The organism is Sphingomonas kyungheensis, assembly GCF_037120395.1.
Lineage (GTDB): Bacteria > Pseudomonadota > Alphaproteobacteria > Sphingomonadales > Sphingomonadaceae > Sphingomonas > Sphingomonas kyungheensis.
On the sequence record NZ_JBBBDM010000009.1, the window covers coordinates 88777 to 104303 of the forward strand.

General features: G+C 67.1%; 16 protein-coding genes. 6 read left to right on the forward strand and 10 right to left on the reverse strand.

Features of this window, described 5'->3' with window-relative positions:
- Positions 1-54: 54 nt before the first annotated feature.
- From V8201_RS15205 to V8201_RS15225, 5 genes are all read right to left on the reverse strand, one after another.
- Entirely contained in the window at positions 55-813 is a 759-nt protein-coding gene (locus V8201_RS15205) for an exonuclease domain-containing protein (RefSeq protein ID WP_336545809.1), read from the reverse strand.
- Between the two features lie 628 nt (positions 814-1441).
- Positions 1442-1948 (reverse strand): PH domain-containing protein, encoded by a 507-nt coding sequence (locus V8201_RS15210; RefSeq protein WP_336545810.1) that lies wholly within the window; start codon positions 1946-1948, stop codon positions 1442-1444.
- The gene (gene pgmG, locus V8201_RS15215) at positions 1941-3308 is read right to left on the reverse strand and encodes a phosphoglucomutase/phosphomannomutase PgmG (RefSeq protein WP_336545811.1); all 1368 of its coding nucleotides are present in this window, start codon (positions 3306-3308) and stop codon (positions 1941-1943) included. The genes V8201_RS15210 and pgmG overlap by 8 nt, the downstream gene beginning before the upstream one ends.
- Positions 3308-3568 (reverse strand): J domain-containing protein, encoded by a 261-nt coding sequence (locus V8201_RS15220; RefSeq protein ID WP_037532523.1) that lies wholly within the window; start codon positions 3566-3568, stop codon positions 3308-3310. The genes pgmG and V8201_RS15220 overlap by 1 nt, the downstream gene beginning before the upstream one ends.
- Entirely contained in the window at positions 3565-4353 is a 789-nt protein-coding gene (locus V8201_RS15225; RefSeq protein ID WP_037532615.1) for a division plane positioning ATPase MipZ, read from the reverse strand. The genes V8201_RS15220 and V8201_RS15225 overlap by 4 nt, the downstream gene beginning before the upstream one ends.
- Positions 4354-4439: 86 nt before the next feature.
- Here V8201_RS15225 and panC point away from each other — a divergent pair, with 86 nt between their 5' ends.
- Positions 4440-5285, forward strand: coding sequence for a pantoate--beta-alanine ligase (gene panC, locus V8201_RS15230; protein WP_336545812.1), 846 nt, complete (start codon positions 4440-4442; stop codon positions 5283-5285).
- Positions 5286-5363: 78 nt separating this feature from the next.
- Entirely contained in the window at positions 5364-5657 is a 294-nt protein-coding gene (locus V8201_RS15235) for an SEL1-like repeat protein (RefSeq protein ID WP_271300099.1), read from the forward strand.
- A 268-nt stretch (positions 5658-5925) separates the two neighbouring features.
- On the opposite strand, the gene gyrB is transcribed toward V8201_RS15235, so the two are convergent.
- Positions 5926-8448, reverse strand: coding sequence for a DNA topoisomerase (ATP-hydrolyzing) subunit B (gene gyrB / locus V8201_RS15240; protein ID WP_336545813.1), 2523 nt, complete (start codon positions 8446-8448; stop codon positions 5926-5928).
- A gap of 240 nt (positions 8449-8688) precedes the next feature.
- Entirely contained in the window at positions 8689-9744 is a 1056-nt protein-coding gene (recF, locus tag V8201_RS15245; RefSeq protein ID WP_336545814.1) for a DNA replication/repair protein RecF, read from the reverse strand.
- Between the two features lie 131 nt (positions 9745-9875).
- On the opposite strand from recF, the gene V8201_RS15250 reads away from it, so the two are divergent.
- Positions 9876-10340, forward strand: a complete 465-nt coding sequence (locus tag V8201_RS15250; protein ID WP_336545815.1) for a hypothetical protein — start codon at positions 9876-9878, stop codon at positions 10338-10340.
- A gap of 27 nt (positions 10341-10367) precedes the next feature.
- Here V8201_RS15250 and V8201_RS15255 read toward each other — a convergent pair whose 3' ends face one another.
- Positions 10368-10529 (reverse strand): hypothetical protein, encoded by a 162-nt coding sequence (locus V8201_RS15255; RefSeq protein ID WP_200870360.1) that lies wholly within the window; start codon positions 10527-10529, stop codon positions 10368-10370.
- A 114-nt stretch (positions 10530-10643) separates the two neighbouring features.
- Here V8201_RS15255 and V8201_RS15260 point away from each other — a divergent pair, with 114 nt between their 5' ends.
- From V8201_RS15260 to V8201_RS15270, 3 genes are all read left to right on the forward strand, one after another.
- The gene (locus V8201_RS15260; RefSeq protein WP_037532509.1) at positions 10644-11045 is read left to right on the forward strand and encodes a glycine zipper 2TM domain-containing protein; all 402 of its coding nucleotides are present in this window, start codon (positions 10644-10646) and stop codon (positions 11043-11045) included.
- A gap of 66 nt (positions 11046-11111) precedes the next feature.
- Positions 11112-13022 (forward strand): prolyl oligopeptidase family serine peptidase, encoded by a 1911-nt coding sequence (locus V8201_RS15265; RefSeq protein ID WP_336545816.1) that lies wholly within the window; start codon positions 11112-11114, stop codon positions 13020-13022.
- Positions 13023-13311: 289 nt separating this feature from the next.
- Positions 13312-13776, forward strand: coding sequence for a DUF4879 domain-containing protein (locus V8201_RS15270; RefSeq protein WP_336545817.1), 465 nt, complete (start codon positions 13312-13314; stop codon positions 13774-13776).
- A gap of 14 nt (positions 13777-13790) precedes the next feature.
- Here V8201_RS15270 and V8201_RS15275 read toward each other — a convergent pair whose 3' ends face one another.
- The gene (locus V8201_RS15275) at positions 13791-14315 is read right to left on the reverse strand and encodes a hypothetical protein (protein WP_336545818.1); all 525 of its coding nucleotides are present in this window, start codon (positions 14313-14315) and stop codon (positions 13791-13793) included.
- Positions 14316-14491: 176 nt separating this feature from the next.
- A complete protein-coding gene (locus V8201_RS15280; RefSeq protein ID WP_336545819.1) occupies positions 14492-15508 on the reverse strand; it encodes a cell wall hydrolase in 1017 nt (338 codons plus the stop codon).
- Positions 15509-15527: the final 19 nt, after the last annotated feature.

The window sequence follows — 15527 nt, forward strand, 5'->3', positions numbered from 1 at the left end:
CGCGAGCCGATGTCGTTACGCCAGCGATGCTGCCGGTAAAGCCGTCAACCCAGGCTAGAGCAGCAGATCCTGCGCGCTGGGCTTGCCGACCGCGCCCCCGCCGCTGCGCCGGTCCATCTCGGCATTGGCGGTGAAGCGGATATCGGGATCGCGATCGGTCAGGAAGGCCATCAGGCTCTCATGGTCGAGCTCGCTCCACGCCTTGCCGCGGTGCGGGCCGTAGCGGACGCGCGGGATCAGCCCCGGATCGCGCGACCATTCGAGCAATTGCGCGACGCTCGCCTCGTTGAGCTGGTCGCGCAGATGATGCGCGGTGACATAGGCGTCCGGGAAGGCGCGGTGGACGGGCAGGCCGCGGCTCTGGTCGAGCCCCGCCGGCCGCCGCCAGTAGCGCAGCACCTGATTGGAGAAGCTCGGCGAATCGGGCCACAGCCGCAGCGCGCATTTCCACGTGCAGATCCAGTCCTGGCCATGGGTCAGGTTGGGCGTGCAGAATTGCTGCTCGAAATCGGCACGATGCGCGGCGAGCGCGAGGCGGCGCGGATAGGGGTCGAGCACGCGGCGCGCGACATCGTGCCACCAGGGGGCGTCGGCGACATCCTCGTCGAGGATATGGTGGATCGCCTGGGTGATCGGCGGGATCGCGCGCCCCGGATTGACGAGGATCGCCCCGCCCTCGCCCTCCAGCTCCCACCGGCCGCCGGGCTGGAGCGCGACATCCTGCCAGCCGATCTCGCACACGCCATGTGCGGGCGGTGCGCTGCCGGTGGTTTCGAGGTCGATGACGCGGATGATCTGGGGGGTCGGACGCATTACCTGCTAAATGGGCGCTCGCCGCGACTTTTGCCAGCCTTGCGTCCGGCGGGTGCCGGAACGGCGAGTGGCTGACGTCGCTGTGATCGCGCGAAGCCGCGAAACCCCTCCGCGCCTCCGCGTGAACTCCCTTCTTCGCGTCCTCGCGTCTTCGCGTGAGATCATCATCGCTCGGCGGGCGGTCCTCAAAATGAGTTCACGCGGAGGCGCGGAGGGGGTGTCGCGATGGGGGCATTCGGGGTTGCTGGATAGCTTTCCGTCTCAAAGAGAACGGCCGGCCCAGCATCGGTGCTCCCCCGAAAGCGGGAGCCCAGTGTTCTTCGTGCCATAGACGGCTGTTCCGCGTCGCCACTGCATTCTCGCCTGCGCGAGACCTCTGCGAAAGTAGCAACCTTACCTGCTCACGTACCACCCCGGCGCACGCCGGGGTCCAGTTTGATGAAGCTTTGCAATCAGTTGCAACGGCCTCCCAACTGGGCCCCGGCCTTCGCCGGGGCGGTTTCGAAACTTTCGCAGAGGTCTCGCCTGCGCGGGAATACTGACTTAACCTGTGTGGTGGCTGTTCCAGAGTTTTACCTTGCGGAACTTGGGTGCTGATCTCCGCCCCACCGTTCGCGCCATAGTCTATTCAGCGGTAATCGCGCTCGTCGTCGATATCCATCTCGCGGACGCCGCGCAGGCGGCGGGCGCGGTCGACGAGTTTGCGGATGCCTTCGCGGCGTTCGCGCGCGGCGGGGATGTCGCGCAGCACGAATTGCGCATTGCCGGTCGTCCGGTCGCTCGAGGTAATGGTGATCGTGCCGATGTCGGTGATCTGGTTGACCAGCGAATAGTCGACCCGCACATCCTTGATCCGATAGAGTTCGATCTCGTCGATCGATTTCATTACCAGCCCGCGGCGCACGATCAGCCGCTGGTCGGTGATCTCATAGGCGGCGGCCAGATTCTGCAGCCAGCGCACCGCGATCACCACCAGGCCAACGCCGATCGCGCAGGACAGGATGGTCAGCCAGCCGGTGAAGCTGCCGAACAGCCAGCGATTGGTGCTCGAGCGGAAGCTGTCGACCGCGCGTTCGGCATCATAGGTCCCCACCATGGTGCCGAGCCTATCGGCTGCGCGGTGGCTGTCAATCACGCGCCAACCCTTCGGCGGCGAGCGCGGCGTCGATCTCCGCGAGCAGCGTGGCGAGCCCCGCCGCATCGTGCGCCTCGGCACGGGCGGTGAGCGCATCCTGCGTGTTGGAGGCGCGCAGCAACCACCAGCCATGCGGCGTGGTGACGCGGACGCCGTCGATCGCCACCACCTCGACCCCCGCGGCGACGAGCCGGTCGCGGATCGCGTCGACCGCGGCGAACTTGCGCGCCGGATCGACCGGAAAGCGCAGGTCGGGCGTGTTGACCAGCGGCGGCATCGCCGCGCGCAATGCGGTGAGCGAGCGGCCGCTGCGTGCCACCGCGCCGATCAGCTGCACCGCGGCGTGGAGCGCGTCGTCGAAACCGTACCAGTCGTGCGCGAAGAAGATATGGCCGCTAAGCTCGCCGGCGATCGGCGCGTCGTGCGCGATCATCGCCTCCTTCATCAGGCTGTGACCGGTCGGGCCCATTATTGGCACGCCGCCGAGCGCGGCGATGCGATCAAAGACGAATTGCGAGGTCTTGACGTCGGCGACGACCGCGGCGCCGGGGCAGGCGGCGAGCACCGGCTCGATCAGCAGGCTGAGCAACTGATCGCCCCAGAGGACGCGGCCGTCGCCGTCGACCGCGCCGATCCGGTCGCCGTCCCCGTCGAAGGCGATACCGAAGTCGAGCCGTTCGCGCCGGACCAACGCCTTCAGATCGGCGAGGTTATGCTCCTCGGTCGGATCGGGATGGTGGTGGGGGAAGCGGCCGTCGACCTCGGTGTAGAGCAGGTGATGCTCGCCGGGCAGCGCGGCGGTCAGCCGCGCCACCGCCGGGCCGGCGGCGCCGTTGCCGCAATCCCAGCCGATCCGATAGGCGCCGCCGCGATGCCCGGCGAGCAGCCGCGCGACATAGGAGTCGAGCACGTCGACCTCGGTCACCTGACCGGCGCCCTCGCTCCACGCGCCCCCGGCGGCGATGCGCGCGAGGTCCTGGACGTCGGCGCCGTAGAAGGAACGATGGCCGAGCACCATCTTGAAGCCATTGTCGTCGCGCGGATTGTGGCTGCCGGTGACGTGGATGCCGGCATCGACGGCGAGCGTCGCCTCGGCGAAATAGAGCATCGGCGTCGGTCCGATGCCGATCCGCACGACGTCGATGCCGCCCGCGGTCAGCCCGGTGACCAGCGCCGCTTCGAGGTCCGGCGAGGACAGGCGGCCGTCGCGGCCGACCGCGACGCGGCGGCCGCCCGCGGCGCGGACGCGCGTCGCGAAGCTGCGCCCGATCGCGCGCGCATCGTCGGTGCCGAGGTTGCGGCCGACCGTACCGCGCACGTCATATTCGCGCAGGATCGCCGGCGACAGACGATGCGCCATCAGCCCCGCCGCAGCGCGCCGAGCAGCAGGTCGCGCGCGGCGTTGAGCTCGATGCTCGCCTCCGACGAACCACCGCGATCGGGATGCGCCTCGGCGACGAGGCGGCGGTGCGCGGCGCGGATCTCGCCCTCGTCAGCGTCGGCGCGCAGGCCGAGCAGCCGGCGGGCGCGCTGCGTCTCGGTCAGCCGCGCCGGCTTCGGGGCGGGCTTGAGGTAGCGCCAGGCGAACCAGATCAACGCGATCGCGAGCAGCCACTTCACGCGGCGACCACCGGCGTGCTGTGCTCGGGTAGTTGCAGCGCGCTCATCATCTCGCGCAGCTCCTGGCGCGAGGCGACATGGCCGAGGCCCATCGCGCCGAACTCCTTGGAGTCGATCATCGTCAGCCCGGCCGGGAACAGCTCGCGATAGATGACGCGCTCGCCGAGGCCGGGGATGATGCGGAAGCCGACCCGCTTGGCGAGCTGGCCGAGCGCATCGGAGACGCGGCGCATGTTGCGCGCCTCGATATGCTGCAGGCGGTTGCGCAGCACCACCCAGTCGATCTGCGTGCCGTCGGCGCGCGCACGCTGCTTGCGGGCATCCCAGATCAGTTCCGAATAGAAGCTCGGCCGGGTGACGTTGAACGTCTCGGGATCGACCTGGCCGATCAGGTCGAAGTCGACGAAACTGTCGTTCATCGGCGTGACCAACGTGTTGGACAGCGCGGCGGCGGTGCGGGCGAAATAATCGTCGCGACCGGGCGTGTCGACGATCAGGAAGTCGGCGCCCTCGGACAGGCGGCCCCAGGTCTCCTCGAACACCGACTCGCTTTCGCCGTCGTGCGTCGCATGGACCGGCATCGGCAGCGCGCTGCCGGTGCGTTTGATCGTGGCGGCGCGATTGTCGAGATAGCGGCCGACGGTGCGCTGGCGATGGTCGAGGTCGAAACACGCGACCTTCGCGCCCTTGGCGGCGAGCGCGATGGCGACATGGACGGCAGTCGTCGACTTGCCGGTGCCGCCTTTCTCATTGGCGAAGACGATGACGTGTGGCCCTGCGGGCACGGTTCGTTCCTTATCGATGCTGGCGGGTTGCTCGGTCACGACGCTCTTCATAGAAGCCGCGCGCTCATTGTTCGAGGGATTAAACGGTGCTGACGATCCGAGACCTGGACGGGCTGCGCGCGGCGGTCGCCGCATGGCGCGCAGAGGGCGCGACGATCGCGCTGGTGCCGACGATGGGCGCGCTGCACGCCGGCCATATCGCCCTGGTCGAGGCGGCGCGGCGGCCGGGGACCAGGGTGATCGTCTCGATCTTCGTCAATCCCAAGCAGTTCGGGCCGGACGAGGACCTTGCCCGCTATCCGCGCCGCGAGTCGGCGGACGTGCGGCTGCTCGCCGAACACGGCTGCGACGGCGTCTGGCTGCCGCCGGTCGAGGCGATGTATCCGGCGGGCTTCGCCACCGGCGTGACGGTGAGCGGGGTCAGCGACTCATTCGACGGCGCGGCGCGGCCCGGGCATTTCGACGGCGTCGCCACCGTCGTCACCAAATTGTTCAACCAGACGCGCGCCGACATCGCCTATTTCGGCGAGAAGGATTTCCAGCAGCTCGCCGTGATCCGCCGCATCGTCGCAGATCTCGACATGAGCGTGGAGATCGTCGGCGTGCCGATCCAGCGCGACGACGATGGCCTCGCGCTGTCGTCGCGCAACATCTATCTCGACGATGCGCAGCGGGCCAAGGCCGTCGCCTTGCCGCGCGCGCTCGGCGTCGCGGCGCGGGCGATCGGGCGCGGCGACGATGTCGAGGCGGCGCTGGCGGAGGCGCGGGCGGCGCTCCACGCGGCCGGCTTCGCCGTCGACTATATCGCGCTTGCCGATGCCGAGACGCTCGCGGAATCGCCGGCGGCGGATCGCCCGCGCCGGCTGCTCGCGGCCGCGCGGATGGGCGCGACGCGGCTGATCGATAACGTCGCGATCGAGCCGATCGGCTGAAACGTGCGGTTCCTGCGCCGTTAACCATTTTTCAGGACGAATCGCGCAATTTGCCCTCATGATCGATGGGGGCAACCAATGGGCATTAGTTCGAAAAGCGCGCAGTTCCTGCTAGACAGCCGCATCGCCGACGCGATGCAGGGCCAGCCGGAGGCGTTGTACGACCTCGGCATCTGCTACCAGACCGGCACCGCCGGCGCGGGCGTCGACCTGATCGAAGCCCATAAATGGTTCAACCTCGCCGCGGTCGCCGGTTTCCGTGACGCGGCCGGCGCGCGCGCCGAAGTCGCCGAAGACATGACCGCGCGCGAGATCGCGCTGGCGCAGCGCCAGGCGCGCGACTGGCTGGGGATGACGCGCCGCGCGGCTTGAGGGTAGCGCGACGGTCTGCCGGTTCGATGAGACGTTGGCGCCTGTGAGGGCGCGCTTTGGCGGACGTCTTCCCGTATGTCCTTCCGATGCTCCACCCCGGCGAAGGCCGGGGTCCGGCAGGGTAAAGCTCACGGGAGACTTACCACAGTTTCCCAACTGGGCCCCGGCCTTCGCCGGGGCGGTCGACAGGATTTTCCCACAAACTCTGTTCGCGCGCTGATTCGGCGAGCCGACGGTGTGGCGCTTCAATTATCGCCGGCTCTAACCTTTACACATCCAGATTGGCGACGTTCAGCGCATTGTCCTGGATGAACTCGCGGCGCGGTTCGACGACTTCGCCCATCAGCTGGGTGAAGATCACGTCGGCGGCCGAGACGTCGTCCGAGGTGACGCGCAGCATCGTCCGGTTCGACGGATCGAGCGTCGTTTCCCACAATTGCTCGGCGTTCATCTCGCCGAGGCCCTTGTAGCGCTGGATCGCCAGCCCCTTGCGCCCGGCGGCGAGGATCGCGTCGAGCAATTGCGATGGCCGCGCGACGAGGCTTTCGCCGCGCGTCTTGGTCGCGGTGACGCTGCCGATCTGGCCGGCATTCTCCTCCGGCTCGTCGCCGTTGTCGGGCAGCGGCTCGGCTTCGGCGGTGGCAGCGGCGCCCTTGATCGGGATCAGCCGGCCCGCCGCGACGAAGCTGTCCGCCTGTTCGGCGGCGAGGCCGTGCAGCTTGCGCGCCTCGGCGCTGGCGAGGAAGCTCGCCTCGACGATATGATGGTCGGTGACGCCGCGCCACAGCCGCTCGAAGTGGATGCCGCCGTCCTCGGTCAGCCGCGCCGTCCAGCGCGCCTCCTCGTCCCCCGATTCGAGCCGGCGCGTCACCTCGGCGACGGTCGCGGCGCGCTGGTCGCGGCTGAACTCGGGGTCGAGCGCACCGGCGAGCGCCAGCACTTCGATGATCACCGGATCGTAGCGGCGCGGCACATAGCGCATCAGCGTGCGCATGCGGCGGGCATGATCGAGCAGGCTCTTGAGGTCCGCCCCCGAGCGCGTGCCGCCCGGCGCTTCGAACAGCATCGTCGAGACGCCCGCGTCGACCAGATATTCGTCGAGCGCGGCATCGTCCTTGAGATAGACCTCCGACCGGCCCTTGGTCGCCTTGTAGAGCGGCGGCTGCGCGATGAAGAGATGGCCGCGGGTGATCAGCTCGGGCATCTGCCGGTAGAAGAAGGTCAGCAGCAGCGTGCGGATATGCGCGCCGTCGACGTCGGCGTCGGTCATGATGACGATCTTGTGGTAGCGCAATTTGTCGGCGTTGAAGTCGTCGCGGCCGATGCCGGTGCCCATCGCCTGGATCAGCGTGCCGATCTCGCGGCTCGAGATCATCCGGTCGAAGCGTGCTCGCTCGGTGTTGAGGATCTTGCCGCGCAGGGGAAGGATCGCCTGGAAATGGCGGTCGCGCCCCTGTTTGGCCGAGCCGCCGGCCGAATCGCCCTCGACGAGGAACAGCTCCGACTTGGCGGGGTCCTTCTCCTGGCAGTCCGCCAGCTTGCCGGGCAGCGAGGCGATGTCCATCACGCCCTTGCGGCGGGTCAGTTCACGGGCACGCTTGGCGGCCTCGCGCGCCGCGGCGGCGTCGATGATCTTGCCGACGATCGCCTTGCCGTGCGCCGGATTCTCTTCCAGCCACTCGGCGAGCTTGTCCGCCATCAGCGATTCGAGCGGCTGGCGCACTTCGGAGCTGACCAGTTTGTCCTTGGTCTGGCTGCTGAACTTGGGGTCGGGCAGCTTGACCGAGACGATCGCGGTGAGGCCCTCGCGCATGTCGTCGCCGGTGAGCGTCACCTTCTCCTTCTTGAGCAGCCCCGACTTCTCCGCATAATTGTTGAGCGTGCGGGTCAGCGCGGCACGGAACGCGGCGAGATGGGTGCCGCCGTCGCGCTGCGGGATGTTGTTGGTGAAGGCGAGGACGTTCTCGTAATAGGAATCATTCCATTCGAGCGCGACGTCGATGCCGACCTCGTCGCGCTGGCCGTTGATCGCGATCGGCTCCGGGAAGAGCGGCGTCTTGGCGCGGTCGAGCCATTTGACGAAGGCGGCGATGCCGCCCTCGTAATAGAGTTCGACCGTCTTGGGCTCGTCGTGGCGCGCATCGGTGAGGAACAGGCGCACGCCAGAGTTGAGGAACGCCAGTTCGCGATAGCGGTGTTCGAGCTTCTCGAAGTCGAATTCGGTGATCTTGAACGTCGCCGGGCTGGGCAGGAAGGTGACGCGCGTGCCCTTCTGGCCGGGCGCGGCGGGGCCGACGACCTTGAGCGGGGCGACGGCGTCGCCGAAGGCGAAGCGCATGTAATGTTCCTGGCCGTCGCGCCAGATGGTGAGGTCGAGGAATTCGCTCAATGCGTTGACCACCGAGACGCCGACGCCGTGGAGGCCGCCCGACACCTTGTAGGCATTGTCGTCGCTGGTATTCTCGAACTTTCCGCCGGCGTGGAGCTGGGTCATGATGACCTCGGCCGCGGATACGCCTTCCTCGGGGTGGATGCCGGTCGGGATGCCGCGGCCGTTGTCGGTGACGCTGACCGAACCGTCGGCGTTGAGCTGGATGTCGATCCGGTCGCAATGGCCCGCCAGCGCTTCGTCGATCGCATTGTCGCTGACCTCGAACACCATATGGTGGAGGCCCGATCCGTCGTCGGTGTCACCGATATACATGCCGGGGCGCTTGCGGACCGCGTCGAGGCCCTTCAGCACCTTGATCGACGAGGCGCCGTATTCGTTCGCATTCTGGGGTTCTGCCATAGCGAGTATATAGGGATTGCGGGGGCGGAACGAAAGCGAAATGGGGCGGGGTGGGCGCCGGGCCTCCTCTCCTTTCGTCATCCCGGCGCAGGCCGGGAAACATGGTTGCGATGACGCCGGCGTCGGCGCGCCTCACGCCTGTTCCGTGACGATGGATCCCGGCCTGTGCCGGGATCACGACAGAGGGGCGGGAGGACGGGAAATCAGGCCTGTCGATGCAGGCCCGCGCACCGCCGCCCGTTACCCCAGCTCGACCCGCGTCGCTGCGTCGCCGATCGCGGCGAACAGCGCCGGCTCGGTGCCGGTCATCCACACCTGCCCGTGCGCCGCGAGCCGCTCGAACAGCGCGGCGCGGCGCAGCGGGTCGAGATGCGCGGCGACCTCGTCGAGCAGCAGGATCGGCGGCTGGCCGGTGCGTTGCGCGACCAGCTCGGCATGGGCGAGGACGATGCCGAGCAGCAGCGCCTTCTGCTCGCCGGTCGAGGCGAGCGCCGCCGGCTGCTGCTTGCCGAGATGCGTGACGAGCAGGTCGACGCGATGCGGTCCGGCGAGCGCGCGTCCCGCGGCGGCGTCGCGCGCGCGGCCGGCGCGCAGCAGGTCGCGCAGTTCCGCCGCATCGCGCTGCCAGCCGGTCAGCGCGAGCGCGGCGCGGGCGAACACCCCCTCCGGCTGCGCCGCCAGCCCGTCGCCGAGCAGCGCGACCGTCTCTTCACGCGCCTCTGCGATCGCGCCGCCATGATCGGCCATCTGCGCCTCGAGCGCGGTCAGCCAGTCGGGATCGGCGGGCAGTTCGGCGGCGAGCAGCCGGTTGCGCGCGCGCATCGCCGCTTCGTAGCGTGCCGCGTGATGCGCATGGCCGGGGCGCAGCGCGAGCGTCAGCCGGTCGAGGAAGCGGCGCCGCTCGCCGGCGGGCTCGACGAACAGCCGGTCCATCGCCGGGGTCAGCCACAGCACGGTCAGCCATTCGGCGAGCGTATTGGCGGTCGCGGTCGCGCCCTGGATGCGCAACTGGCGGCGATCGGGTGCGCCGGGCAGTGTGCCGGTGGCGATCTCGACATCGCCCGCCGCCGCGGCGAGCGTCGCGGCGATGCCGAAGCCACCCGCGCCGCCCTGCCGCTGCATGTCGGCGAGCGCCGCCCGGCGCAGCCCGCGGCCGGGGGCGAGCAGCGACACGGCTTCGAGCACGTTGGTCTTGCCTGCGCCATTTTCGCCGGTCAGCACGACGAAACCGGGACCGGGCGCGAGCGGCAGCGCCGCATGGTTGCGGTAATCGGTCAGGACCAGGCGCGAAAGCATTGCCGGTTCGCCTATAGCAAAGCGGGCAGGGGTGAAATCATCCTCGCATCGCAACGTGCTGCGCGCAGCGGAACCCGGCTTCGGGCCGCACCGTTGGAGGGCGACGAACCGCAGCAACCGGGACAGTGATGATGGATTACAAGAGACTCGGCTTCGGCCTCGCCGCCTTCGCGGCCGGCGCGGCGGCATGGACCGCGGCGACGGCGGCCTTCGGTCCCGCGCCGGGATCGCGCCCGCGTCGGCCTGCCGAACCGCCGAAGCCGACCGGCGGCGTCGGAGCGGTGCCGGGCGACAGAACGACCAGCCCGATCGCGCCGCGTCCGGCGACGATGGCCGCCGCGCCGGTCGGCATGGCGGAGACCGAGAAACATTTCGAGGAACGCGCCGGCAACCCCGCCGCCGAACACGTCCCCACCGACCTGATGGGCGACAGCCATCCGGGCAACGACAGCCGCGCGGTCGACGCCTTCCGTCCCGATCCCACCGCGGTGCCGAGCGACGCCGAGAAGGAAGCGCTGCGCCCCGCCACCGGCCCGGCGCCGACGCTGGTCGCCGATCGCGGCAGCGGCTTCAGCGAGGCAGCCGGCGCGGCCTGATCCCGGCGGGGCGCGGCGTGCGCCCCGTCAGTCGTTGCCGAGCAGCGACGATTTGCGCGGGATCGTCTCGCCCTTGGGCTGACCCTTGTCGAGCGTCTCGCTCGGGCGGCGCGCGTCGCCGGGCTGCTGATGCTCGGTCGACAGATTGGGGTCGCGCGTCTCGGTGGTCGATTTGAGATCGTCTTTCATCGCTTCTCTCCTTCGTATTCCGACCAACCGTCGGTCCGCCCGGCGCGTTCCCGGGATGCAACCAACTGTTGCACAGGGCATTTGATTTGCATCGACACGAACAGGGAGGATGCGATGCGGACGATGATGATGGCGGCGGCGGTGGCTGCAACGACGCTGGCCGGCTGTTCGAGCTACGGCACCGACACGCGCTACCGCGGCTATTCTGCCTATGACTACAACCGCGTCGATCCGTCGTACGGCGGCTATTATGCCGATCGCTATTATGTCGACGGGCCGCGCTATCGCGAACGCCGGCTGTCGTCGCGCGATCGCATCTATCGCGGCGAGAATGGCCAATATTATTGCCGGCGCAGCGACGGCACGACCGGCCTGATCGTCGGCGGCATCGCCGGCGGCGTGCTCGGCAACATCATCGCGCCGGGCAATTCCGGGCTGCTCGGCACGTTGCTGGGCGGCGCGGCGGGTGCGGCGGTCGGCCGCTCGGTCGATCGCAACAACGTGCGCTGCCGCTAGCGGCGGCTTGCGGCGGCGTGGCGAGGCGTTAAGCGTCAGGGCTATTGCCCGTATGCCGGAGTTCCGATGCGCCTGATCCTCGCCGCCGCCCTGCTTGCCTCGACCGCCGCACCCGCCGCCGCGCAGGCGCTGCATCAATATGGCGCGCTCGCCATCGCCCCCGCCGGCGATCGCGTCGCGGCGATCGAGAGCAACGGCAGCCGCAGCGTCGTGACGGTGCGGTCGGTCGCCGACGGGCATGTCGTCCGCACCATCGATCCGTGCAAGACGTGCAGCTATGCCGGGCTGACCTTCGCGCCCAACGGCGACATCGTCCTGCTCGGCCGCGAGACCGGATCGGTGCGGCTGATCTATGCCGATGCGACGACGACGCGGACGATCGCGACGATCGCCGGCATCGCCCAGACCCCGCGCGTCTCGCCCGACGGCAAACGGATCGCATTGCTCGTCACGCTCGGTGCCGCCAAGGAATCGGGCGCGACGCAGGCGGGCGTGCGGATGATCGGCGAGATCGGCGAGAAGAACGACGAGCAGCGGCTGGCGGTGTTCGACATCGCCCGCCCGGCGACGAATGTGACGCCGATCTCGCCCGCCGGCCGCTACGTCTACGAATATGACTGGACGCCCGACGGTCGCGGCTTCGTCGCGACCACCGCGCTCGGCAATGGCGACAACAATTGGTGGGTGGCGTCGCTCGACGCGATCGACGCGCAGACCGGCGCGGTGCGCTCGATCGCCAGGCCGGCGACGCAGCTCAACCAGCCGCGCGTCTCGCCCGATGGCCGTACCGTCGCCTTCATCGGCGGGCTGATGAGCGATTTCGGCTCGATCGGCGGCGACGTCTTCACCGTACCGATCACCGGCGGCACGCCGCGCAACATTACCGCGGGCGCCAAGTCGACGGTGACGACGATCGACTGGACCGCGGCGGGCCTGCGCACCGTGACGCTGTCGGGCGATCAGGTCCAGTTCGGCACGCTCACCCCCGGCGCGGCGGTGACGCCGGGCTTCGCCAAGCCGGCGAGCAGCAGCGCGGGCGACGGCCGCGCGGTGTTCAGCGCCGACGGCCGCGTCGTCGCCGCGGTGGTGCAGGACTACGAGCATGCGCCGGCGATCTATGCGGGGCCGGTCGCGGCGACGGGCGCCGCGGGCGTGCGCCAGATCACCCACGACAATGACGCCGCGCCGGCGATGACGCGCGCGCGCAGCGTCGCCTGGACCAACGAAGGCTTCAACGTGCAGGGCTGGCTGCTCGCGCCGCGCGAGGCGCCGGCGGGCGGCAAGGCGCCGATGATCACGATGGTGCACGGCGGCCCCTCGGCGGCGTCGATGCCCGGCTATGTCTCGGCGGGATCGATGAACGGCGCGCTGCTCAAGGCGGGCTATTATGTCTTCCTGCCCAATCCGCGCGGCAGCTACGGCCAGGGCGAGGCGTTCACCGCCGCGAACAAGCGCGACTTCGGCGGCGGCGACCTGCGCGACATCCTCGCCGGGATCGATGCGGTCGAGCGCGTCGCGCCGATCGACGACAACCGCCTCGGCCTCGGCGGCTGCAGCTACGGCGGCTTCATGGCGATGTGGACCAATACGCAGACCAACCGCTTCAAGGCGATCGTCGCCGGCGCCGGCCTGTCCAACTGGGTGAGCTATTACGGCACCAACGGCATCGACCAGTGGCTGCTGCCGTTCTTCGGCAAGACGATGTACGACGACATCAAGGCCTATGAGGACGTGTCGGCGGTCTATCACGCCAAGACGGCGAAGACGCCGACCTTCATCTACGTCGGCGAACGCGACATCGAGGTGCCGCCGACCCAGTCGATCGAATGGTGGCATGCGCTCAAGGATCGCGGCGTGCCGGTCAGCCTGGTGATCTACCCCGACGCCGGCCATTGCGTCACCGCGCCCGACCAGGCGAGCGACGTGCGGACGCGGGCGATCGCCTGGTTCGATCGCTATGTGAAGAACGTGCGGTAATAGGAAGAAGAACGATAAACGCTTGGATATTGAGCTGGAAGGACATCGGGAGCTTAATTGCAGACAGATTTATATATCCAAATCGGATAAAATTAACGTCGAAAAGGCTCCAAAAGTAAAGTGCAGCTTACTGCTATGCTTAGCATAGATTCGTATTTGGCGATTTCTCAATCCTTTCTAATGCAACGAAATTATGGCAGAAGCTTAAATGTCACTAAGTTGCGAATCACTAGCAACTATGTGATCTATCTAGAGCCGATGGTTTTCGGCGTTAGGTAAGGATATAAAAATGCTTTATAAGTATTTTATGGCTTTTAGTCTGGCAATAATCGCTGCCGTTAGCCCGGTGTCAGCAAGTATCGCTCCAGGAGTTTCCTCGGTCAGAGTTGTGCAAGTGCAATCAGAAACCGGAGGTTCCGAAACAATTGCTGCGGGTGCCACGTCAACAACTTACAGCCATGGGGGCTCTTACCTTCAAGTGACTGTCGACGAATTTGGCATTTCAACCTATCGTGAGGCAACATACATTAAAACCGTTCCAAGTTCGGCAATCACATCAACGAGGCCTATTTGCGGAAGCGCCCGAGCGCCCAGCATCTGCGGGGCGTATGATGACGTCATCGGATATGAGGTCGTTTATAAGTTTAACCCGCTTGAATTATCGGGTAATTCAATTTGGTCGTCGAATTACTTTAAATATTACGCTCGTGGCAACGGCGGTGAAGCGAGCACCAGCTTCTTGATTAGAGCTTAAAAGGCAAACCATTCTTACTGGCTTGGCATAGTCGAATGATATGTTAAAATTAAGCTTTCTGCTGATTGGAATCGCGTCATATTGACTATGTCATGCCGGTATTTTCTTTCGTCTCTCATGTTCTTAATTATTTCTAAATAGTTAACGGCTTTCATATCGCCACCAAAGCCTGTTCCGTCCATCGTGAGCGCCATTGACAAGCCTGATGTTGCTTCGGGATCTGGATCGCCTTGATTAAGAAGAATATCATTCAAAATGGTCTCAAGCTCATGATGTGTCAGATGTGAAAAATCATAGCGCCCACTCTCTAGGCCTTGCGAACGACTGATAGCCTCGGCTTCAATGCGAATTTTGTAAGCGCGGTCCAATTGGTTAGAAGACATTCTGCTGTGTAATTCACGTGCTCGAGGTGAGAGTTCGACGATGTCACGCTGATCGATAGACTGTTGTGTTTCTTTCACGATCGAATTAGCCGCTCTGCTGAGCCCGCCTGAGTCATGCGACGCGGCGGCGCGTTGATTATCAATGGGACTAATCATTATTCTATCCATCCTCTGTTCGATACATATTTATAGGAAAATCGACAGCAAAATAGCAATCAGCATCGAAAATTATATTATTTTCTTTTAAGATGTTAGAAGGTCTCTGGACATTGTATCGAACGGTCCTGATTTTGCTACAAATATGTCGCTTTAAGTTAGCCAAGTCGGCCATACTAACTAAGCGGCTTGCCCGAATCCTTCCACTTGTCGAGCACGGTGGAGGCGGGCGGCAGCAGGTCGGGCGTTGGCGTCGCGACCGGTTGCGGCGGCGGCGCGGCACCGGGCGCGACGGGCAGCGGCGCGGCGGCGGCGGCGGCGATCAGCGTCGGCGGCGGGACGAGCGGCGGCTCGCTGAGGCGCAGATGCGGGCCGGGGAGCGGCTCGCCGCCGCGATAGCGCTGTACGAAGGCGGCGCCGGTGCCCCAGAAGCCCTTCCAGCGGTGGAACAGGTGCGCGCCGACCACGTCGGTCATCACCATGCCGCGGTTCCATGCCGGCGTGACGGCATAAGTGTGGTAATGCGTCGCCAGCCCGACCGGCGTGAAGACATAGCCGGCGAGCGCCATCGCCGCATGCCGCGCCGCGCGCGCCCAGCCGCTGCGCGACGGCACCCGTGCCAAGGCTCCGTCGCAGGCGAAGCTGAACTGGCAGCCGGCATGCTCCGACCCCTGATAGACGACGCCGCATACCGTCGCGGGGAAAGCGGGGTGGCGCGCGCGGTTGAGGATTACCTGCGCGACCGCCGACTGGCCGGCGTCGGATTCCGAGGCGGCCTCGTAATAGATCGCGGCGGTAAGGCATTCGAGCGCGCGGCCGCGGTCCTGCGCGCTCGCCGCGGCCATTGTGAAGGGCGCCGCATTGCTGCCGCCCGCGCGCAAGGCGGCGGCGAGCGCGGCGGGCGGGATCGGCGCGGCGGGCAGCGCGGTCGTGCCGGTGACGCCGACCGCGGGTGCGGCGCGCTCGCCGTCGGGGATGGCGGGCATGGCGGCGTAGAGCAGCGCCGCGCCGGGGAAATGATCCTCCGCCTCATAGCCGGCGGGCGCGGGCAGCGGCGGCGCCGCGCCGCCATGCGCGATGATCGCCCGCCAGCCCGACAGCCCGGCGAGCAACACCGCGACACCCAGCGCCAGCACGGCGAGCGCGCGCCAGCGCCGGGTCATCAGGCGGATCGTCTGCATCGGCAGCGGCATAGGCCGCCAATAGCTTACA